This window comes from Pseudomonas sp. NPDC079086 (genome assembly GCF_044542155.1).
Lineage (GTDB): Bacteria > Pseudomonadota > Gammaproteobacteria > Pseudomonadales > Pseudomonadaceae > Aquipseudomonas.
The window spans coordinates 1,561,689-1,581,935 of sequence record NZ_JBITTY010000001.1 but is presented as its reverse complement, the minus strand read 5'-3'; the positions used below and the strand labels follow the sequence as shown (position 1 = coordinate 1,581,935).

Annotated in this window: 17 protein-coding genes; 5 read left to right on the top strand and 12 right to left on the bottom strand. The window is 60.6% G+C overall.

The genetic code is table 11. The features are described from left to right. The first annotated feature begins 34 nt into the window (after positions 1-34). Both ACIGEK_RS07355 and lnt read left to right on the top strand, forming a co-directional pair. A complete protein-coding gene (locus tag ACIGEK_RS07355) occupies positions 35-874 on the top strand; it encodes an HlyC/CorC family transporter (protein WP_397492656.1) in 840 nt (279 codons plus the stop codon). Positions 875-974: 100 nt separating this feature from the next. After that, positions 975-2,495, top strand: coding sequence for an apolipoprotein N-acyltransferase (gene lnt / locus ACIGEK_RS07350; RefSeq protein WP_397492655.1), 1,521 nt, complete (start codon positions 975-977; stop codon positions 2,493-2,495). Here the strand turns inward: lnt and ACIGEK_RS07345 are convergent. The 8 genes from ACIGEK_RS07345 to ACIGEK_RS07310 all read right to left on the bottom strand — a co-directional run bounded on the left by ACIGEK_RS07345 (position 2,492) and on the right by ACIGEK_RS07310 (position 13,104). Continuing rightward, positions 2,492-3,394 carry a biotin-dependent carboxyltransferase family protein gene (locus ACIGEK_RS07345; protein WP_397492654.1) on the bottom strand — a complete coding sequence of 301 codons (903 nt, stop codon included), beginning with the start codon at positions 3,392-3,394 and terminating at the stop codon, positions 2,492-2,494. The two genes, lnt and ACIGEK_RS07345, sit on opposite strands and share 4 nt — an antisense overlap. After that, positions 3,391-4,068: a 5-oxoprolinase subunit PxpB gene (pxpB, locus tag ACIGEK_RS07340; protein WP_397492653.1), complete on the bottom strand. Its 678-nt coding sequence runs from the start codon at positions 4,066-4,068 to the stop codon at positions 3,391-3,393. Before pxpB ends, ACIGEK_RS07345 begins: the two co-directional genes overlap by 4 nt. Next, positions 4,065-4,808 carry a 5-oxoprolinase subunit PxpA gene (locus ACIGEK_RS07335; protein WP_397492652.1) on the bottom strand — a complete coding sequence of 248 codons (744 nt, stop codon included), beginning with the start codon at positions 4,806-4,808 and terminating at the stop codon, positions 4,065-4,067. Before ACIGEK_RS07335 ends, pxpB begins: the two co-directional genes overlap by 4 nt. A gap of 65 nt (positions 4,809-4,873) precedes the next feature. After that, complete coding sequence (locus tag ACIGEK_RS07330) at positions 4,874-7,399, bottom strand: PepSY domain-containing protein (RefSeq protein WP_397492651.1); 2,526 nt, start codon at positions 7,397-7,399, stop codon at positions 4,874-4,876. 236 nt (positions 7,400-7,635) lie between these two features. Further along, the gene (locus ACIGEK_RS07325) at positions 7,636-9,852 is read right to left on the bottom strand and encodes a TonB-dependent receptor (RefSeq protein ID WP_397492650.1); all 2,217 of its coding nucleotides are present in this window, start codon (positions 9,850-9,852) and stop codon (positions 7,636-7,638) included. A 93-nt stretch (positions 9,853-9,945) separates the two neighbouring features. Beyond that, on the bottom strand, positions 9,946-11,055 hold the full coding sequence (locus tag ACIGEK_RS07320; RefSeq protein WP_397493098.1) for an alpha-hydroxy acid oxidase: 1,110 nt from the start codon (positions 11,053-11,055) through the stop codon (positions 9,946-9,948). 5 nt (positions 11,056-11,060) lie between these two features. Further along, positions 11,061-11,741: a Fe2+-dependent dioxygenase gene (locus ACIGEK_RS07315; RefSeq protein ID WP_397492649.1), complete on the bottom strand. Its 681-nt coding sequence runs from the start codon at positions 11,739-11,741 to the stop codon at positions 11,061-11,063. Positions 11,742-11,940: 199 nt separating this feature from the next. Then, positions 11,941-13,104: a type III PLP-dependent enzyme gene (locus tag ACIGEK_RS07310; protein WP_397492648.1), complete on the bottom strand. Its 1,164-nt coding sequence runs from the start codon at positions 13,102-13,104 to the stop codon at positions 11,941-11,943. 470 nt (positions 13,105-13,574) lie between these two features. Here ACIGEK_RS07310 and ACIGEK_RS07305 point away from each other — a divergent pair, with 470 nt between their 5' ends. After that, on the top strand, positions 13,575-15,158 hold the full coding sequence (locus ACIGEK_RS07305) for a peptide chain release factor 3 (RefSeq protein ID WP_397492647.1): 1,584 nt from the start codon (positions 13,575-13,577) through the stop codon (positions 15,156-15,158). A 46-nt stretch (positions 15,159-15,204) separates the two neighbouring features. Here ACIGEK_RS07305 and ACIGEK_RS07300 read toward each other — a convergent pair whose 3' ends face one another. Further along, the gene (locus tag ACIGEK_RS07300; RefSeq protein WP_397492646.1) at positions 15,205-16,455 is read right to left on the bottom strand and encodes a hypothetical protein; all 1,251 of its coding nucleotides are present in this window, start codon (positions 16,453-16,455) and stop codon (positions 15,205-15,207) included. Positions 16,456-16,550: 95 nt separating this feature from the next. Between ACIGEK_RS07300 and ACIGEK_RS07295 the strand changes: the two genes are divergently transcribed. Both ACIGEK_RS07295 and ACIGEK_RS07290 read left to right on the top strand, forming a co-directional pair. Next, complete coding sequence (locus tag ACIGEK_RS07295) at positions 16,551-16,868, top strand: hypothetical protein (RefSeq protein WP_397492645.1); 318 nt, start codon at positions 16,551-16,553, stop codon at positions 16,866-16,868. Positions 16,869-16,878: 10 nt separating this feature from the next. Further along, positions 16,879-17,658 carry a TatD family hydrolase gene (locus ACIGEK_RS07290; RefSeq protein ID WP_397492644.1) on the top strand — a complete coding sequence of 260 codons (780 nt, stop codon included), beginning with the start codon at positions 16,879-16,881 and terminating at the stop codon, positions 17,656-17,658. Here ACIGEK_RS07290 and ACIGEK_RS07285 read toward each other — a convergent pair whose 3' ends face one another. From ACIGEK_RS07285 to ACIGEK_RS07275, 3 genes are all read right to left on the bottom strand, one after another. Continuing rightward, the gene (locus tag ACIGEK_RS07285; RefSeq protein ID WP_397492643.1) at positions 17,659-18,696 is read right to left on the bottom strand and encodes an AAA family ATPase; all 1,038 of its coding nucleotides are present in this window, start codon (positions 18,694-18,696) and stop codon (positions 17,659-17,661) included. A 3-nt stretch (positions 18,697-18,699) separates the two neighbouring features. Beyond that, positions 18,700-19,743 (bottom strand): aliphatic amidase, encoded by a 1,044-nt coding sequence (locus ACIGEK_RS07280; protein ID WP_397492642.1) that lies wholly within the window; start codon positions 19,741-19,743, stop codon positions 18,700-18,702. Positions 19,744-19,892: 149 nt separating this feature from the next. Further along, the gene (locus tag ACIGEK_RS07275) at positions 19,893-20,240 is read right to left on the bottom strand and encodes a zinc ribbon domain-containing protein (protein ID WP_397492641.1); all 348 of its coding nucleotides are present in this window, start codon (positions 20,238-20,240) and stop codon (positions 19,893-19,895) included. Positions 20,241-20,247 lie beyond the last annotated feature (7 nt).

Sequence of the window (20,247 nt, the reverse complement as noted above, 5' to 3'; positions counted from 1 at the left end):
AACTGAAATTACAAAAGGTTCCTGAGTAACCACCATGAGCGAAGACCGATCGAGCAACGAGCAGAAGTCCTGGTTTAACAGACTGACCCAGGCTTTTGCTCATGAGCCGAAAAACCGCAAGGAATTGCTGGAAGTGCTGCGCGAAGCGCATCAGAACAAGCTGCTCGACAGCGAAGCACTGGCCATCGTTGAAGGTGCAATTCAGGTCGCTGACCTGCAGGTTCGCGACATTATGGTGCCGCGCTCACAAATGATGAGCATCAAGGCCAACCAGACGCCCAAGGAATTTCTGCCCTCGATCATCGAAGCGGCGCACTCGCGCTACCCCGTGGTCGGTGAGAGCCTTGATGACGTCGTCGGCATCCTCCTGGCCAAGGATCTGCTGCCGCTGATCCTCTCGGGCGAACAGCCCAATTTCAATATCAAGGACCTGCTGCGCCCGGCCACCTTCGTGCCCGAGTCCAAGCGCCTTAACGTGCTGCTGCGTGAGTTCCGCGCCAACCACAACCACATGGCCGTGGTGATCGATGAATACGGCGGCGTTGCTGGCCTGGTGACCATCGAAGACGTGCTTGAGCAGATCGTCGGCGATATCGAAGACGAGCATGACGTCGAAGAAGACAGCTACGTCAAACCGCTGCCCAGCGGCGATTTCCTGGTCAAGGCGCTGACACCAATTGAAAACTTCAACGAAGCCTTCGATACCGAGTTCTCCGATGACGAATTCGACACCGTCGGCGGCCTGGTGATGAGCGCCTTCGGCCATCTGCCCAAGCGCAACGAAGTCACCCAGATCGGCGAATTCCGCTTCCGCGTACTCAACGCCGACAGCCGCCGCATCCATCTGCTGCGCCTGAGCCCGGTTAGCAACTGACATACGCTGGCCACCTGAAACGGTGGCCAGCTCGCAACACTTCCCCCGCCTGCTCTGCCGCTTTACCCTTGCGCCACCTCAATCCAAGGACCTGCAAGCAATGCACTGGATAACCCGACCTGGCTGGCCCGGCAACCTGATCGCGCTGCTCGCTGGCGCTATCACGCCCCTGGCGCTGGCGCCTTATGGCCTGTGGCCGCTGGCCATTCTCTCCATCGCCCTGTTCTACCTCGGCCTGCGCGACCTCACGCCGCGTCAGGCGGTGCTGCGTGGCTGGAGTTATGGCTTTGGCCTGTTCGCCGCTGGCACCAGCTGGGTGTATGTGAGCATCCACGATTACGGCGCGGCCTCACCGCCCCTGGCGGTATTTCTGACCCTGCTGTTTGTTGGCGGCCTGGGTCTGCTGTTCGCTCTTAGCGCCTGGGTCTGGACGCGCTGGCTACGCCGGGTTGAAGCGCCGCTGGCCGATGCTCTGGCCTTCGCCGCACTGTGGCTGGCGCAAGAAGCCTTCCGCAGCTGGTTTCTCACCGGCTTCCCCTGGTTGTATGCCGGCTACAGCCAGCTCGACGGCCCGCTGGCCGGCCTGGCTCCGGTGGGCGGCGTGTGGCTGCTGTCGTTTGCCCTGGCGTTGAGTGCGGCGTTGCTGGTCAACCTGGCGCAACTGCGCACGCGCAAGGCGTTTCTCGCCATCGGCGTGGTGCTGTTAGTCGCACCGTGGATCGCCGGCATCGCCCTCAAAAATCACGCCTGGACCCAGCCATTGGGCGAACCGCTGAGCGTGTCGGCCATGCAGGGCAATATCGAACAGAACATGAAATGGGACCCCGAGCAGCTCAACGCTCAGCTCGCGCTTTACCGCGATATGACCTTCAGCGCCAAACCGACCGACCTGATCGTCTGGCCGGAAACTGCAATCCCGGTGCTCAAGGACCGCGCTCAGGGTTACCTGGGCATGGTCAATCGCTTCGCCAATGAGCGAAATGCCGCGTTGATCACCGGCGTGCCGATTCGCCAGAGTAATGAGCGCGGCGAGCAGCGCTACTACAACGGCATCAGCGTGGTCGGCCAGGGCAGCGGCGATTACCTCAAGCAGAAACTGGTGCCGTTTGGTGAATACGTGCCGTTGCAGGACCTGCTGCGCGGGCTGATCGCCTTCTTCGACCTGCCGATGTCCGACTTCGCCCGTGGTTCCGCCGAGCAGAGCCTGCTGCAGGCCAAGGGCCATGCGATTGCCGCGTTTATCTGCTACGAAGTGGTCTACCCGGAGTTTTCCGCCGGCCTGGCGGCGCAGAGCGACCTGCTGCTGACCATCAGCAACGACACCTGGTTCGGCCGCTCCATCGGCCCGCTGCAGCACTTACAGATGGCGCAGATGCGCGCCCTGGAAGCCGGCCGCTGGATGATCCGCGCGACCAACAACGGCGTCACCGCGCTGATCGACCCGCAAGGCCAAATCACCACGCAACTGCCGCAGTTCGAACAGGCGGTGCTCTACGGTCAAGTGCAACCGATGCAAGGGCTCACGCCTTATCTGCAGTGGCGAGGTTGGCCCATGCTGATTATCTGTCTGGGGCTGTTTGCCTGGGCGTTGCTGGCCAGCCGAATGGCCAAGACCCTTTAACGGCGAAAGAACCGGTAGAACTCGCGCAGCTCAGCCTGCGCGTCGCCGATGCTGACCGGGGTGAAGCGCAGCGGATGGCGCGCCGGGCATTGCGCCAGGCGCCCCTGATCGAGCGGATGCAGCCAACCGAGCAGCGGGTAACCACCCATGCTCTGGTGGTCGGCCTGCAGGATGATCGGCTGGCCATCCGGCGGTACCTGAATCGCACCCCGACCAACCCCCAATGACCACTGCCGCACGGGCGGCTGCACGGCCTCGCCGAGCAGCCGCGCACCCATGCGGTCGGAGTGTGGGCTGAGCTGCCAGGTCTGGGCGAAAAAGCCCTGCAACTGGTCCTCCTCAAAACTCGCCGCATCGCCACCGGTAATAACCCGCAGTAAAGGCTTGCAGCGGTAATCCGGCAGGTAGGGCCAGGGCACGCTGGCGCTGCGGGTGAAGTGCGCAGGTTGGCAAGCCAGTAGATCCCCGGCCTGCAACGCCTGCCCCAGCCCTTCGCGCAGCTGCACGCTGACGCTGCCCAGCACCTGCGCCGCAATAAATCCGCCAGCCACAGCCAAGTAAGCGCGCTGACCACTGCGGGCAAAGCCCAGACGCAGCAGTTGGCCTTTGCGCAGCGGCAAACGCGTCCACAAGGGCTGCGGCTGATCATCCAGGCTCAACGGCACCTGGGCGCCGCATACCGCCACCCAGGTGTCGACCTCGGCCTGCAACTCGACGCCGCCCAGGGCGATTTCCAGCAGCGGTGTGCCCCAGGGGTTGCTCAGCAGATGATTGGCCCAGGCCGCGCCATGCCAATCCAGCGGTCCGGCTGGCGATACGCCAAGGTGTTGCCAGCCCAGTCGCCCAGCATCCTGCAGCAGGCTCTGCGGCCCAGGCTTGAGCACCCGCAAGCCGCTCATAGCTGACCGCCCTCGCGGATAAAGTCGCGCTCATCAATGCTGCGAAAACGAACCCGATCACCCAGCGCCAGCGGGCATGGCGGCGTTCTAGCGGCATCGAACAGCGACCAGGGGCAACGGCCGATCAGGTGCCAACCACCGGGCGATCTATGCGGGTAGATCGCCGTCTGCCGCTCGGCAATCGCCAGGCTACCGGCCGGCACGGCGATACGCGGGGTGGCGCGGCGCGGCAACGCCAGGCGTGCGTCCAGCTCACCGAGGTAGGCAAAACCTGGGGCAAAACCAATCGCTCCAACGCGGTACTCGGTCGCGGCATGCAGCTCGATCACCTGAGCGACAATGAGCTGACACAGACGCGCGACCTCGGCGAGGTCTTCACCGTTATACAAAATGGGGATTTCATGCAGCCGCCCGGCCTGCGCGACAAACGGCTCGGCAAGCCAACGCTCCAGCAGCGGCTTGAGCCGCTCGGCCAGTTCCAGGTGATCGGTACGCATCAGGTCGTAGTGCAGCAGCAGGCTGGTCCAGCCCGGCACTAGATCGGTCAGCACTCCACCCAACTCGCCACGAATGCACTCGGCCAACATGGCGATCCGTTGCGGCAGCTGCGCATCCGGCTGCTCGGCCAGCACCAGCAACAGGGCTTCGGCACCGGCGGGCTCGAGGCGGATCATAGGGCATCCAGGCTGGCCCGCAAACGCCGCAGTACGGCCAGGGAGTCGGCGTTATCGCCATGCACGCACAGGCTGTCAGCGCGCAGCTGCAGCGGCTTGCCATCGATATCGGCAAACGGCTCACCGCGGGCAATCGCCAGGGCCTGCTGCAAGATCCGCTGCGGATCATGGTGCACCGCACCGCTCAAACGCCTTGGCGCCAACTGACCATCGGCCAGGTAAGCGCGGTCGGCAAAGGCCTCGAACATCAGCGGCACATCGGCGGCATCGGCCAGGCGCAGCTCGCGGCTGTTGTCAACCAGCGCCAGCACCATCAGCGGCAAACCCTTGCGGTAACTGGCGCAGGCCTCAAGCACCGCATTGAACAGCGCATCGTCGCGTACCAGCTCGTTGTACAACGCGCCATGCGGTTTGACGTAGGCCACCTGAGTGCCTGCAGCACGGCAGAAGGCATCCAGCGCGCCGAGCTGATAGAGCACCAGCGCGGTAACCTCCTCCGGCGAGCAGGCGATATGCCGGCGGCCGAAGCCGAGCAAATCCGGATAGGCCGGGTGCGCACCAATACTCACCCCATGCTGCACGGCCAGGGCAACGGTGCACTGCATGGTCATCGGATCGGACGCATGAAAGCCACAAGCCAGGTTGGCCTGATCAACCAGCGGCATGGCATGGGCGTCATCACCCATATTCCACACGCCGAAGCTTTCACCCATGTCGCAATTCAGCAGGATCGTTTTCATAGCCACCAGCTTAGTGGCGCAGCACCGCGACGGGAAGCCTGCAAAAACCACAGTACTGCGCGAACTTAATACACATCGCGACGATAACGGCCCTCTTCCAGCAACGCATTAACCCCGGCCTCGCCCAGCAACTCATGCAACACCGCATCAACCCCGGCAGCCATACCCGCCAGGCTACCGCACACATAAATGGCAGCGCCTTGTGCTAACCATGCCGACAATGTTTCGGCAGATTCACGCAGACAATCTTGCACATAGACCTTCGCCAGCTGATCACGAGAGAAGGCCAGGTCCAGTCGCGCCAACTCTCCGCTGACCAGCCAACCTTGCAACTCTGCTCGACAGTAAAAGTCGTAAGCCGCATTGCGCTCGCCAAACAGCAACCAGTTTTGCCGATGCCCTGCCACAATCCGCGCTTTAAGCAGACTGCGCAGCCCTGCCAGGCCGGTGCCATTGCCGATCAGAATCACCGGCCGCTCATCTTCTGGCGCATGGAAGCCGCTGTTACGCCGCACCCGCGCCAGCAGTTGGCCATGCAGTGCAGCACCTGCGGTCAACCAGCCGGAGCCAAGCCCCAGCGAACCGTCGGCATGCCGCTCCTGGCGCACGATCAGCTCTAGCTCGCCATCGCTGGGCAGCGAAGCGATTGAGTATTCACGCGCAGCCAACGGCACCAGCGCGCCCAGCACCGCCTGCGCATGCAAACCGACCAGATGAGTGAATCGCTCGGGTAGTTGTTTGCCTGCCAAGGCCTGCTGCAACGATTGCGACAAACCATCTAGGCTGACCATTTGCCCGCCATCCAGCGCATGCACCTGCAACCAGGCCTGCACCGTGGCGTCGGCGTGACGCGGCAACACTTCAAGAATATCGCCAGCGGCCCACTCAGCAGCCCGCTCCGCGCGCAGCCCAAGTAGATAAGTCGGCGCACCCTGGCTGCCTGGGTTGAGCAGCTCACGGCGATTCAACGCCCACAGGCCGTAGGGTACTTCTGCTTGATACTGAGCCTTGGCGCCGGTTACTTCAGCGATTTGACGCTGCCAACTGGTCAGCGCAGCCGCGTCGGCAGCATCCACCTGCACTGAATCAAACAGGCTCTGTGCACCCTGCTGGGCCAACCAGCCCTGCACACGCTGGGCGAAGCCGCAGAAGTGCTGGTACTGCCGATCCCCCAAGGCGAGCATCGCATAGCGCAAATGCTCCAGCCCAAGCGCCTGACCGAGTAGCTTGCGCTCGAACGCGCGCGCACTATCCGGCGCTTCGCCATCGCCAAAGGTGCTGACGACAAACAGCGCGTTACGGGCCTCGCGCAACATCGGCTCGGTCAGTTTAGCCAGCGGCTGCACGCTCACCGCCAGCCCCGCGGCCTGCAGTTGCCCCGCACTGCTCCAGGCAAGCTGCTCGGCAAAACCACTCTGGCTGGCAAAACCGATCAGCCAACCGCCTGCTTGCGGCGCATTCGGCTGCAACAGACCACGCGCGCTCAGCATCGCGCGTTTTTTGCGCCGACGATCGAGGTACAACAACCAACCGGTGATGGCGAACAACGGCATCGCCAAGCTGGCCAACATCATTAAAATCCGCCCAGTCAGGCCAAAGTAGCTGCCCACATGCAGGGCATAGACACTGGTGAGTAGCTGATCACCAAACGTCTGTTGGTCATAGCGTTTATGCCGACCGGGTTCGCCGCTCAACGGATCGAGCGCCAGCTGGTTGAACGCGCGCTCATGCGGGGCATCGTCGCGCAGATAAAATACCGTCACCGGCTGCCCAGGAGCAGTCGGCAGGCGTAGGTTGTAGCTGCTCAACTGGCTACCGGCAGCACGCTGCAGGCCATCCCATACGGCTTGGTAATTCACTGGCGGTAGCTCCCCGGCTGGCGGCGGACCGCGCTTGCCGCCACGCTGCTGGCCACCAGATTGATCACTGAGCAACGCAGTGACGCCTTCACGGTACCAGTCGTACGACCAATACAACCCCGTAAGCGCGGCCAACAGGTACAGCGCCAGGCACCAGGTGCCGGCCACCGCGTGCAGATCCCAATTAAAGCTGCGGCCCTTGCGTGCCCAGTCCAGGGTCAGCCAGGCGCGCCAGCTTGCGGCTTGGCGCGGCCAGCGCAAGTACAAGCCCGACAGACAGAAGAACAGCAGAATCAAGGTACAAGCTGCCGTGATCTGCTTGCCGTACTCGCCCATGGCGAGGAAGCGGTGCAGCTTCAGCATCAAATCGAAGAAGCCCTGGCCACGTGGCTTACCGAGCAGCTCGCCGCTGTAGGCGTCGAAGTAGCGCGACGGCCCCCGGCGCTCGCCCGGCGGCGGCGCGAAAAACACCCGCGCGGCACGCTCCCCCTGCACTTCCAGCCACAGCCCTACTACACGCTGCTGGCTGGCGGCCTCGATTTTAGGCACCAACACGTCTGGCGACAGCACACCGCTATCGCGTACTTCAACCCGCAGCACATCAGGGTTGAGGGCGCGCATCAATTCGTCCTGGAACGAATAGGCCGCACCGGTCACGCCCATCAGGGCCAACACCAAGCCGGCAGTAATACCGAACAGCCAATGCAGCTGGAACAGAATTTTCTTTAACACGGGAAACTCAACCACAAACGTTAAACACAGGCAGTTGTTGCTCGCAAACCGGCAACCCGACAAAGAAGAATAAATTCTATTTGATAATTAATTTCACGTAACAGCAGTACGCAGACCTTTACCCACTCTTTACTTACTGCGCCCGGGCCAAACGAAAAAACCCTGCACACACATGAGCAGGGTTATATCGACCATCAGGCAGGTGGCTTTTGCCACCTGCCTGTAACGCATTGCGGCTAGAAGCGGTAGGTGGCAGACAACACTGCCGAACGCGCATCGCCATACTCAATGGCCGAAGAGCGGGTATTGAGACCCACGTTCTGCCGTACGTTCTGCACATAATCCTTATCGAACAGGTTGTTCATGTTCAGCTGCAGGTCGAGTTCGTTGTTGACCTTGTAGCCGAGCATGGCGTTATGCACCCAGTAAGCATCCAACTTGGCGTTATCACTGGAGGTCACGTTGCGCTCGCTGGCATAACGCGCGCCATAGCCCACGCGCCAGCCGGCTGGCAGCTCGTAGGTGGTCCATAGGTTGAACGAGCGTGGCGGCGTATTACCCAGCGCCTGACCTTCGCGGGCGATGCCGGCAGCAGTATCTGCAGCTTTGAGGGTTTCACTGTCGAGGATGGTGTAATTGGCGTACACGTTCCACTGATCGGTAATACGACCAGTCACCCCAAGCTCGACACCCTGCACACGCTGCTCACCGGCCAGCTGGGTAGAGCCATCGGCCATGGTTTCACGGGCATTGCTCTTCTCCACGCGGAACAGTGCTGCATCGAGTTGCAGACGGCTGTTGAGCAGTTCCCACTTGGTACCCAGCTCCCAGGTTTCGTTCTCTTCCGGATCCAGTTCTGCTGCAGCGGCGTTCAACGAACCCGTCGAGGCCAGCGCTTCAGCCGCTGGGTTAAAGGAGGTGCCGTAGGCCAGGTAGATACGACCATTCTCGGTGGGCTTGTACACCACCCCGGCACGACCACTTAGCTCCTTGTCACGCGAGTCCACGCGAGTCACGGCTCCAGCTGGCAAGGCGACGTTCTTCGCATCCCCTTTGACCCAGTCATAACGCAGGCCAAGGCTCAAATCCCATTGCTCATTCAGCGCAATGGTGTCGAATGCATAAATTGCCTGATTCTCGAGTTCGGTCGACGTCTCGGCAGTACGGGTCTTGCTGGTAGGCCCATCGTAATGACCCGGAGGATTACCCAGGTCGTAATCCTTACTGGTGAAGTTCAGACCGTAGTTGTAGGTATTGCGGTAATAATCCTCACGCGATACCTCAACACCGGTGACCAGGGTATGCCCCAGGCCGAAAGTATCGAAGTAAGCCGTCAGGTTGGTCTGGTTGATCCACATTTCGCTGGTCACATCACGGCCATAACCCTGCGGACCGGCTGGACGGTAGCGACCAGCAGAGACACCCGTCAGGTTTACGTGGGATGCAGAAATCACCGTGTCACGCTCAACGCGGCTGTAGCGGCTGAGGTTCTGCAGACGCAGGCTATCGCTGAAGTCGTGCTCTACCTTGACCGTGAAGGCATCAGTCCGAATCTCTTCCTTGTCGACGTTCTTCCAGCCGAAGTAGGCATCGCGATCAACACCAGCCAGGCGCTTGCCATCGAAGGCCGGCACGCCGTAGTCCGGTAGGTTGTCATCTTGCTGATGCAGGTAGCTCAGGGTCAGGCGCGTTGAATCGCTCAAACCCAGCAACAGCGAAGGCGCAATACCCCAACGCTCACGGTCGATCTGCTCACGACCCGGCACATCATTCTCATGAGCCATCAGATTGAGACGGAACGCACTACCAGTGCCTACACCGTCAAGGGTCTGGTTGGTGTCCAGGGTCAGGCGCCGGTAGCTGTCAGTACCCAGGCTTGCACCGATCTCGGTGAAGTCGCGCTGACGTGGCTGCTTGCTGACCTGGTTGATGCTACCGCCTGTAGTGCCGGAGCCGCCGAATACCGAATTGGGGCCCTTGATGACCTCTACGGCTTCGATATTGAAGGTGTCGGTACGGTTGTTCTGCGAGCTGTCGCGCAGGCCGTCGATCTGCATGTTGGCGTTGGCGCTGAAGCCGCGGATGTTGATGCTGTCCCCGGAACCACCACCGCCCTCACCGGCGTTGAAGGTGATGCCGGATACGTTGGCCAGCACCTGCTTCATGCTCAGTGCCTGCTGCTCGCGAAGCAGCGCCTGCGGCACCACGGTGATGGTCTGCGGGGTATCTAGCAATGGCACAGCGTACTTGGCCGACGAGGACGTTTCAGTCTTGTAGCCTTCGACCAGCTGGCCCTGGACCGTTACGCTGCCCAACTCAACTGGCGTCTTGGCCTTTTGCGGCGCTTGTTCAGCGGCCATACCTGCGCTCGCCCAAGACGCGACAGCCAGACCGACCGCCGTAGCCAGAAGACGACGCTGCGGCAGATTGCCAGTTTTTTTACCGATACCCATGAGAACCACCCCAGAACAAAACGAGGCGTGATTCTATTTGATAATCGTTATCATGCAATAGGTATTTGCATTTATATTCGCGTTTAGTTCCGTTTAACGCACACTCTTTTCCAGCAACCGATCACTGCCAATACTAGCCAGATCCGCACACCCGGTCAGCGCCATAGCCACCTCCAACTCGGCACGCAGTAGCTGCACCACATGCGCCACCCCGCTCGCCCCAGCGGCGGCCAGGCCATACACATAAGGTCGCCCGATCAGCACAGCATCGGCGCCCAGGGCCAGGGCCTTGAATACATCTGTACCGCGGCGAATACCACCATCGAGCAACAGCGGCAGGCGCCCTTGCACAGCGGCAGCGATTTCCGCGAGCACCTCAATGGTCGCCGGCTGGCCGTCCAGGGTGCGCCCGCCATGGTTGGACACGATGATGCCATCAACACCTTCGGCCACCGCACGCTGAGCATCTTCGGCAGTCATCACGCCCTTGAGCAGGATCGGCAGATGCGTCAGTGAGCGCAGCCATTGCACATCCGCCCAGCCAGGCGCAGCCGCCAGTAACGCGCCGCCGAGCAACAGGCCACCGCTGGGGGGCGCACTCTCGCGTAGCGGCTGCATGCCGTGCAGATTGACCGCCTCGATACCCTCGGGCAGGTAGAAACCCGCGCGCTGCTCGCGGTTACGCGCGCCATTGACCGGCGCATCCACCGTCAGCACCAACGCCTGATAACCCGCTGCTTCGGCACGCTGAACCAGCGCCTTGGTAAAGGCCCGATCCGGCTGGATATACAACTGAAACCACAGCGGGCTATGTGCCTGCTCGGCCACCGCGTCGAGCGATACGCTGGCCTGAGTGCTAAGCACCATACCAGCCTGCACCGCCGAGGCCGCAAGCACCGTGGCCAGCTCGCCATCGGTATGAGCCAAGCGTTGATACGCCACCGGCGCGAGGAAGATCGGGTGAGCGAACGTCTGGCCGAACAGCTGCAGATAGGTGTTGCCGCCGCTCAGGTCGGCCAGCACCCGCGTGCGCAAACGAATGCGCTGAAACGCCGCCTGATTCTCAGCCAGGGTTAGTTCATCAGCCGCACCGCCGGCAATATAGGCCCAGGCCTGGGCGCTCATACGTTCGCGGGCCAGAGGCTCATAGTCCGCCACGGCAGCGATGTGCGGCGGGATCTGGGTCAATTTCGGCAACGGCATGTCACTCATGTATTGGCCCACTGGCGCAACAGGTTGTGATACACCCCGGTCAAACGCGCCAGCTCGGCACTTTCCGGCACCTCATGGGTTAGCGCCTGCACCGCCCGGTCCAACTCCAGCAACAGGCTACGCTGGGTGTCATCGCGCACCAGGCTCTGAATCCAGAAGAACGCCGCATAGCGCGTGCCACGGGTTACCGGGTTGACCCGGTGCAGACTGCTACCTGGATACAACACCAGATGCCCGGCCGGTAGCTTGACGCTGTGGCTGCCGTAGCTGTCCTCAACCACCAGTTCACCACCGTCATACTCGTCCGGATCACTGAAAAACAGCGTGGCCGACAGGTCGCTACGCACCCGCTGCGAGGTGCCCGGCACGCTGAAAATCGAATTATCGATATGGTTGCCATAGGTGCCGCCACCGCTGTAACGATTGAAACGCGGCGGCAACACCTTCAGCGGCAAGGCGGCCGAGACGAACTGCGGGTGGGCGCCCAGGCGCTGCACAATAAAGTCGCCAATCTGCAGCGCTAACGGATCATCCTGCAGCAATTGCTGATTGCTCTTGGCCTTGATCGCTTGGTGCCCTGCCGTCGATCGGCCATCCTGCCAACTGGCCTGCTCAAAGGCCTGACGGCATTCACCCACCTGCTCGGGCGTCAGCACATCGGCAATACTCAACATCATGACTCGCTCTCCTCACGGCCGGTCTAAGCGCCCACCACCAAACAGTTGCGAATGATTCTAAATAGCTTGGACGTACTATGACAGCACCGCACGCACGGCCCTTGATCAAGGCCAGCGGTGCAATAGATTTTTCCCGCAGAAACAAACAAGGCGCTCGTTTGCACGAGCGCCTTGCTGGGCCAGCAGTAACGCTTAGACGTTACAGGTAGAACGACTTCAGCGGCGGGAAGCCGTTGAACTCCACGGCGCTGTAGCTGGTGGTGTAGGCACCGGTAGACAGCCAATACAGACGGTCGCCGATCGCCAGGTTGAGCGGCAGGCCGTACTTGTAGTTTTCATACATGATGTCGGCGCTGTCACAGGTCGGGCCGGCAATCACCACTTCCTCCATCTCACCTTTCTTCTCGGTGTAGATCGGAAACTTGATGGCTTCACCCATGGTTTCGATCAAGCCGCTGAACAGGCCTACGTCGACATACACCCAGCGCTCAACCGCAGTACGCGACTTGCGCGCTACCAGTACCACTTCACTGACCAGAACGCCGGCATTGGCGATCAGCGAACGGCCCGGCTCCAGAATGATTTCCGGCAGATCGTCACCGAAGTCTTCCTTGAGGAAGCGGATGATTTCCTCGGCATAGGTTTCCAGGCTGTTGGTGCGGGTGATGTAGTTGGCCGGGAAACCGCCGCCCATGTTGATCAGTTTGAGGGTGATGCCGTCTTCTTCTTTCAGACGCTCGAAGATCACTTTGACCTTGGCGATCGCCGCATCCCATACGGAAATATCACGCTGCTGCGAGCCGACGTGGAAGGAGATGCCATACGGCACCAGGCCCAGGTCGCGAGCGAGAATCAGCAGGTCCATAGCCATGTCAGTCTGACAGCCGAACTTGCGCGACAACGGCCAATCCGCGGTGGTCGAACCTTCGGTGAGGATGCGCACATAAACTTTCGAACCCGGAGCCGCCTTGGCGATGTTGCGCAGGTCAGCTTCGGAGTCGGTAGAGAACAAACGCACGCCCTTCTCGTAGAAGTAGCGGATGTCCTTGGATTTCTTGATGGTGTTGCCGTAGCTGATGCGATCGGCGGTTACGCCACGGCTCAACACCTTATCCAACTCATAGATGGAGGCGATGTCGAAGCTGGAGCCTTTGTTCTTGAGCAGGTCGATGATCTCGACTGCCGGGTTGGCCTTGACCGCGTAGTAGATGCTGGCGAATTCGAAACCGGCGCGCAGGTCGTCGTAGGCCTGGCTGATGATCGCGGTATCGATCACCACAAACGGGGTTTCCTGGGTATCGGCAAACGCCTTCATGCGTTGAAAAGTGGCGGGTGCGTAATAATCTTCGACCTTGATCGGCATACTCGGACTCCAGTTGGCTGAACCAGTTAGAACATTTTAGTTAGGCAAATGCTGCATAAGCAGACAGTCCCAACATGAGGGAGGCTTGGCGGATGAACGCACAAGCAGAACGTCTGATCAGTTTCCCCACTTTGGTTCGCCTACTTCCCAAGGCATGTCGCCGAGTACCGCAAGGTCTCTCGTCGTCAGTACTTGAGCCGGATGGATCGTTGCCAGCATGGACGTTCGGGCGCGAACTTTAGGGCCATGGGAAGCTGAGATCAATCAAAAATGCCGTGCTTTTGACCCTCTTTGTCGTCTTATTGATTGATCGTTTTATATTCAAAACAAAACGTCAGGAATGCCGCACAAAGCGTAGAAAAATCGCGGTTTGCTCGCCTGACTACAGGTCGCCGCGCTGAGCGGCGTTTACCGTTATAATCGCCGCCTTTTTTGACAGACCGACTATTCAGTCGATGGGTTCCCGCACAATGACCATCCAGGCCACCGAAGTCGCGAAACGTCGTACGTTCGCGATCATTTCCCACCCCGACGCCGGTAAAACCACGATTACCGAGAAGCTGCTGCTGATGGGTAAAGCGATTTCGGTCGCGGGCACGGTGAAGTCGCGTAAGTCCGACCGCCATGCCACGTCCGACTGGATGGAAATGGAAAAGCAGCGCGGCATCTCCATCACCACCTCGGTAATGCAGTTCCCCTACCGCGATCACATGATCAACCTGCTCGACACCCCCGGCCACGAAGACTTCTCGGAAGACACCTACCGCACCCTGACTGCAGTGGACAGCGCGCTGATGGTGCTCGACGGCGGTAAGGGTGTTGAGCCACGCACCATCGCCCTGATGGACGTGTGCCGTCTGCGCGACACGCCGATTGTCAGCTTCGTCAACAAGCTCGACCGCGACATCCGCGACCCGATTGAGCTGCTCGACGAGATCGAAGCCGTCCTCAAGATCAAAGCCGCGCCGATCACCTGGCCGATTGGCTGCTACCGCGACTTCAAGGGTGTGTACCACCTCAAAGACGACTACATCATTGTCTACACCGCCGGCCACGGCCACGAACGTACTGAAACCAAAATCATCCAGCACCTGGACTCCGACGAAGCCCGCGCCCACCTGGGTGATGAGTACGAGCGTTTTATCGACCAGCTGGAACTGGTTCAGGGCGCCTGCCATGAATTCGATCAAGACGAATTCATGAATGGCCAGCTGACCCCGGTGTTCTTCGGTACCGCGCTGGGCAACTTCGGCGTCGATCATGTACTCGATGCCGTGGTCGACTGGGCTCCCCGGCCACTGGCTCGGGTTGCCAATGAGCGCACCGTAGAGCCGGTGGAAGAGAAGTTCAGCGGTTTTATTTTCAAAATCCAGGCGAACATGGACCCCAAGCACCGCGATCGCATTGCCTTTATGCGCATCTGCTCGGGTAAATACAGCCAGGGCATGAAGATGCGCCATGTGCGCACCGGCAAGGACGTACGCATCGGCGACGCCCTGACCTTCTTCTCCAGCGAGCGTGAAATGCTTGTGGAAGCCTATGCCGGCGACATCATCGGCCTGCACAACCACGGCACCATTCAGATCGGCGACACCTTCACCGAAGGTGAAGCGCTGGGCTTTACCGGTATCCCGCACTTCGCACCCGAGCTGTTCCGCCGCGTACGCCTGAAAGACCCGCTGAAATCCAAGCAACTGCGTCAGGGCTTGCAACAGTTGGCCGAAGAAGGCGCAACCCAGGTGTTCTTCCCCGAGCGCAGCAACGACATCATCCTCGGCGCGGTCGGCGTGCTGCAGTTCGATGTGGTCGCCAGCCGCCTGAAAGAGGAATACAAGGTCGAGTGTGCCTACGAGCCGATTACCGTGTGGTCGGCGCGCTGGATCGATTGCAGCGATAAGAAGAAGCTGGAGGAGTTCAGCAACAAGGCGGTGGAAAACCTGGCGCTGGATGGCGGCGGCCACCTCACCTACCTTGCGCCAACCCGGGTCAACCTGGCGTTGATGGAAGAGCGCTGGCCCGACGTGAAATTCCGCGCCACCCGCGAGCACCACTAAAGCGCACCAGCGGCGAGATCAGCTCTCGCCGCTGGGCTGCTCTCGGCTAAGCAGCTACCGGCTTAGCTAGCACGATAATCGCCAGCGCCACCACCACCCCCGCCGCAAACCCCGCCGCGTGCCAACGCTGGCCACGTCGCCATGCTGCCAATGCTGCCTGCAATGCTTGCAAGCCGTAATAGATGACAAACATCTTCGAGGCATAGGTGATGATCTCGTAGATATTCGCCGTCCAGGTGATCGCAATCGCCACCAAGGCAGTAATCAGGTTGCCTACGCGTACTGGCAAACGCCGCTTCGATGACTCCGCCAGCAGCCCGCCGGCACCATTCATATCGGCGACCGCAGCGGATAACTGCGACGCCAGCGCGGTGAGAATCAGCAGCGGCGCAACCAACAGCCCCAGCGGCCGCAGCAAGTCGATGATCGCCGTCTCACCGCCCTCGGGTGGCAACTGCCCGTTGAACAAGCTGGTAATCAACAACAAGAACGCCAGATAGATTGCGCAGGCGATCCACTGCGCCCAACGCATGCTGCGAATACGGGTAGTGGCGTCGTATTGGCTGCCGAGATAGCGCGAGGTTTCAAAACCCTGCACCAGAATCACCAGCCCCAACAACACTTCGAGCTGCTGCATACCCTGCAGATGCGCTTGCCCCGCCCAGTTGAATGAGCCGTCCAGCAGCGCCGACAGGTTGACCTGCGCCAGCATCACCACCAGCCCGCCGATCAGCGCCAGCTTCAAGGCCACCACCATTACCTCTAGCCGCTCCAGCCCGGCCAAGCCGCGCAGCGCACCGAGCAGGCCAATACTGGCGATCACGACGGTGGCCACTACCCGCGTCCACATAGGCTCAACTAGATCGCCCATGCGCATGCCAAACGCAGCGAAGAGATTGAGGTAGTAGGCCACTGAAACAAAATACGCCAGCGCCAATGCCAGCTCAGAAATCCGCTCCAAGCCAACCTGATAGCGCGGTGGATGATCAGCCAGGCTCGGCTCAACATAACGAATGTTGTAGCGAATGGCCGCACCAAACCAGTAACTCAAGCCGCATAAAGCCAACATCGCCAACCAGGTCAAAGGGCCAACAGCGTGCGCGAGAATCGGCCCAGCCACCAGGAAGCCAGAGCCGATAATCGACGCTAACGGCGTTACGGTTGCTCGCCATCCGGGCGTAGCCATCAAGCGCGGCTGAAAGAGCAAGCAGGCCAACAGCAGCGCTGCGCCCACCAGCAGCATGTTATTGAGGCTAAACATCATGTGCAGCAACCCGCGTGATCCGATGAGCCGCATGCTGCAACCCCAAGCAAGGCCAAGCAAGCGCTGTTTGCTTCCCTGAACCACTCTGCTGGCTTAGGCTAGTGCCCTAACTTACAGGGAGTAACGTTATGCGCACACCGATCTTCACCCTCCTCTGCCTGCTCGCCACACACAGCCTCGCCGGCGTAGAAATCCGCCAATCTTATTGGTACGTGGAATTGACTTGCGAGGGCTATTCGCAATGCTTTGCAGCCAGTAATGGCAGCTACACCTCGAACCAAAGCTCAGCGCGACAATTTGACGATCAGAGCAAAGCACAACGCTTTGTCGACAGCTTCACCAGCAGCATTCGCGATAAGTCACCACGTATCGTGCAAGGCTCCGACAGCAAATGTGTGAGTGACGAAGAAGCGCGTCGACTGAACCTCTCCGGCAACCGCTGCTAGCCCTGATGCCATGCGCTTGATCGACACCCACACCCACCTGGATTTTCCCGACTTCGATGCCGATCGCGACGAACTACTCGCGCGTTGTCGCACAGCTGGGGTCGAGCGTTTAGTGGTGCTTGGCGTGCATCAGGCTAACTGGCAGCGCGTGTGGAATCTGGCGCTGGCTGAAGATGGCCTGTACGCCGCCTTCGGCCTGCATCCGGTGTATCTCGATGAACATCAGCCTGCGCACCTGCATGAACTGCTCGACTGGCTAGCCCGCTGCGCCGGCCACCCCAAGCTCTGCGCCGTGGGTGAGTTTGGCCTGGACTACTTTCTCGAACAGCTGGATCGCCAACGGCAGCAACAGCTGTTTGAAGCACAGCTCAAGCTGGCCATCGAATTCGAGCTGCCCGCCCTGCTGCATGTACGCCGCGCCCACGCTGCGACAATCGCCACCCTCAAACGCCTCAAGCCTGCGCGTGGCGGCATCATCCACGCCTTCGCCGGCAGCTACGAGGAAGCGCGCGAATACCTCAAGCTGGGTTTCAAACTTGGCCTCGGTGGCGCGCCGACCTGGCCGCAAGCGCTGCGCCTGCGCAGGGTGGTGGCGCAGCTGCCATTGGAGGCGATCGTGCTGGAAACCGACTCACCGGACATGGCGCCGGCGATGCATCCCAATCAGCGCAACAGTCCGGAGCATTTACCTGATATCTGTGCAGCCCTGGCCGAATTACGCGGCATCAGCAGCGACGTGCTGGCTAGCGCCAGCAGCCAAAATGCTGCCCAATTGTTTGGCTGGAACTAACTAAGGGGCATCCGCCACCACCCGCAGCTGCCCACCTTCGACCCGTGCCAGCAACCGAGTAATGCTCGGGTCAGCCAGCAGGCAATCGGCAATTGCCGGCTCAAGTTCGGTGCGCAACCTGCGCCCCATGGCTCGGGCACCGAAACGCACATCATGCTCACGGCAAAGCCAGTCCAGCGCCGACTCGTCCAGCAACAGCACCCGCCCTTGCTTGATCAGGCGCTGGTTGAGCTTGCTCAGTTCGATCTCCAGCAAGGCCTCTAGCCACTCCTCCTCGATGTGCTGAAAACCAAGGATGCGATCAATTCGATTGAGGAACTCCGGCTCGAAGTGCCGATGCAAAGCGCGCTCAACCAGCTGATTATCCGCTGGCGGCTTGAGGCCCAGCCAACGCCGCCAACCACGCGTATATCGCGCACGGTAATCACTGACCTCGCGCGCGCCGATGTTGCTGGTCATAAAGATCATGCTGTTACGAAAGTCGAGGGTGCGCGTGCCGGCAGCCAGGGTCAGCTGACCGTGTTCGAGAATGCCGAGCAGGCTGCGCAACACCTCCTTACTGGCCTTTTCCAGCTCGTCGAACAGGACGATACCGGGGCGGCTGTAGCTGCCCTGAATCGCCTCTGCATCAAACAACGTCGTACCCTCCTTGCTGCCGACATAACCCGGCGGCGCACCGGCCAGTGCGGCCGCGTAATGCTCTTGAGCCAGGGTGTGCATGTCGATGCGACAGTACGCATCCGGCCGGCCATGAAGCGCCTGCGCCAGCAAACGCACGATCTCGGTTTTGCCGACGCCGGTGGGGCCCATAAACAGGTTCACCGTCAACGGCCGCTCGCCCTCGGCGATATCCACCTTAATCACCTTGAGCATGGCTTCGATCTGCGCCAGCACGGCATCCTGACCAATGATCCGCGCGCGCAGCAGCTCCATTACCCGGACGGGCTCGAAGACAAAGCGTGACTGCAAACCAAACACCGCGCCCGACTCAGCCAGCCGCTCGCGATTGTGCTCAATCAGGTCGTTGGCAAAGGGCATGGCTTAACCCGCCGTCCGTTCCTTACCCGGATGCGGCAACTCGCCGACCGGACAGTCCGCCACACCGATGGTTGAACGGGTCAATTTCTCCACATCCGCCTGGGCTTTCTGCGCGTCCATAACCCAAGTGCGGTAAAAATCGAATGGACAATCGGCAACGCCCTTGTCGCCATCGCCGGAGTTGTACACGCCGGTGTAGCCCCGATGGAGCAGCTTGAACAGGTGATTCTGCGACTGGTCGTTGGCCCGCGCATCGCGGATCTGCGAGACGGACAGCTGGGCGTACTGGATACCCATTTCCTCCTCACCACACTCACCCAGGGTACGGCCGTCGAAGCCAATAATCGCCGAGTGGCCAAAGTAGGAATACACGCCATCGAATCCCGCAGCGTTAGCCACCGCCACGTAGCAGTTATTGGCCCAGGCCATGGTCTTGGACATCAACACCTGCTGTTCCTTAGCCGGGTACATGTAGCCCTGGCAGCGCACGATCAGCTCGGCGCCCTTCATCGCACAGTCGCGCCAGATTTCCGGGTAGTTGCCGTCGTCGCAGATGATCAGGCTGATCTTCATGCCTTTCGGGCCTTCGGACACATAGGTACGGTCGCCCGGGTACCAGCCCTCGATGGGGCACCAGGGGATGCATTTGCGGTACTTCTGCACGATCTCACCCTGGTCGTTGATCAGGATGAGGGTGTTGTACGGTGCCTTGTGCGGGTGCTCCTCGTGGCGCTCGCCGGTGAGCGAGAAAATGCCCCAGGTTTTGGCCTCACGGCAGGCGGCGGAGAAAATCGCCGTTTCCTCGCCGGGGATGGTCGCGGCGGTGGCCATCATCTCGTCCTTGTCGTACATGATGCCCATGGTGCTGTACTCGGGGAACACCACCAGGTCCATGCCCGGCAGGCCGAGTTTCATGCCCTTGATCATCTCGGCAATTTTGCGCGCGTTGTCGAGCACTTCGGCCTTGCTGTGCAGGCGCGGCATCTTGTAATTGACGACGGCGACGCCGACGGTGTCCGGGCTGCTGGAAATATCGCCGTGACGCATAAAGAAATCCTCAACTTGTTACGTAGGGTGGAAAACCGCGCAGCGTTTTCCACCACGGAAATGGCAACGGTGGACAAGCAGAGCGTTGTCCACCCTACAAAAGCTCAACCGCCTCAGGTCGTAACCTGGATGCAACCCGGGCTACGGACTCAGTGACTGATCATCCAGGGCCGGGCGCTGGGTTTGGTTTTCAGTGCATGCGGATTGGCCTTGGTCGGTGCCAGCGGTTTGTTGGGTGTGCAGCAACCACAACCTTTCGGGTGCTTGCGGCTTTGCGCGTATTCCTCGACCGTTTGCGGAGCATTGGCGCTGCGCTCGTTGGTCGCAATGGCCGCACGCTGGCTGCCGGACATGGTCGACAAGCGCGGGGCACTGAGGATCACCCGTACACTGTCGCCACCGCACCAAGGGCAACCGCAGGGCTGGTCGCGCTCAGCCATGGGCCGCAGCTGGGTAAAGTCGCCACAGGTGGCGCAGTCGTATTCGTAAATCGGCATGGCAGGC

What these genes read in the sequence shown, in the direction of transcription:
- ACIGEK_RS07290 (WP_397492644.1), top strand. Translation starts at nt 16,879, where the DNA reads ATGCGCTTGATCGACACCCACACCCACCTGGATTTTCCCGACTTCGAT.
- ACIGEK_RS07315 (WP_397492649.1), bottom strand. Translation starts at nt 11,741, where the DNA reads ATGATGTTGAGTATTGCCGATGTGCTGACGCCCGAGCAGGTGGGTGAA.
- ACIGEK_RS07345 (WP_397492654.1), bottom strand. Translation starts at nt 3,394, where the DNA reads ATGAGCGGCTTGCGGGTGCTCAAGCCTGGGCCGCAGAGCCTGCTGCAG.
- ACIGEK_RS07325 (WP_397492650.1), bottom strand. Translation starts at nt 9,852, where the DNA reads ATGGGTATCGGTAAAAAAACTGGCAATCTGCCGCAGCGTCGTCTTCTG.
- ACIGEK_RS07275 (WP_397492641.1), bottom strand. Translation starts at nt 20,240, where the DNA reads ATGCCGATTTACGAATACGACTGCGCCACCTGTGGCGACTTTACCCAG.
- ACIGEK_RS07310 (WP_397492648.1), bottom strand. Translation starts at nt 13,104, where the DNA reads ATGCCGATCAAGGTCGAAGATTATTACGCACCCGCCACTTTTCAACGC.
- pxpB (WP_397492653.1), bottom strand. Translation starts at nt 4,068, where the DNA reads ATGATCCGCCTCGAGCCCGCCGGTGCCGAAGCCCTGTTGCTGGTGCTG.
- ACIGEK_RS07355 (WP_397492656.1), top strand. Translation starts at nt 35, where the DNA reads ATGAGCGAAGACCGATCGAGCAACGAGCAGAAGTCCTGGTTTAACAGA.
- ACIGEK_RS07320 (WP_397493098.1), bottom strand. Translation starts at nt 11,055, where the DNA reads ATGCCGTTGCCGAAATTGACCCAGATCCCGCCGCACATCGCTGCCGTG.
- ACIGEK_RS07305 (WP_397492647.1), top strand. Translation starts at nt 13,575, where the DNA reads ATGACCATCCAGGCCACCGAAGTCGCGAAACGTCGTACGTTCGCGATC.
- ACIGEK_RS07300 (WP_397492646.1), bottom strand. Translation starts at nt 16,455, where the DNA reads ATGCGGCTCATCGGATCACGCGGGTTGCTGCACATGATGTTTAGCCTC.
- ACIGEK_RS07285 (WP_397492643.1), bottom strand. Translation starts at nt 18,696, where the DNA reads ATGCCCTTTGCCAACGACCTGATTGAGCACAATCGCGAGCGGCTGGCT.
- ACIGEK_RS07295 (WP_397492645.1), top strand. Translation starts at nt 16,551, where the DNA reads ATGCGCACACCGATCTTCACCCTCCTCTGCCTGCTCGCCACACACAGC.
- ACIGEK_RS07280 (WP_397492642.1), bottom strand. Translation starts at nt 19,743, where the DNA reads ATGCGTCACGGCGATATTTCCAGCAGCCCGGACACCGTCGGCGTCGCC.
- lnt (WP_397492655.1), top strand. Translation starts at nt 975, where the DNA reads ATGCACTGGATAACCCGACCTGGCTGGCCCGGCAACCTGATCGCGCTG.
- ACIGEK_RS07335 (WP_397492652.1), bottom strand. Translation starts at nt 4,808, where the DNA reads ATGAAAACGATCCTGCTGAATTGCGACATGGGTGAAAGCTTCGGCGTG.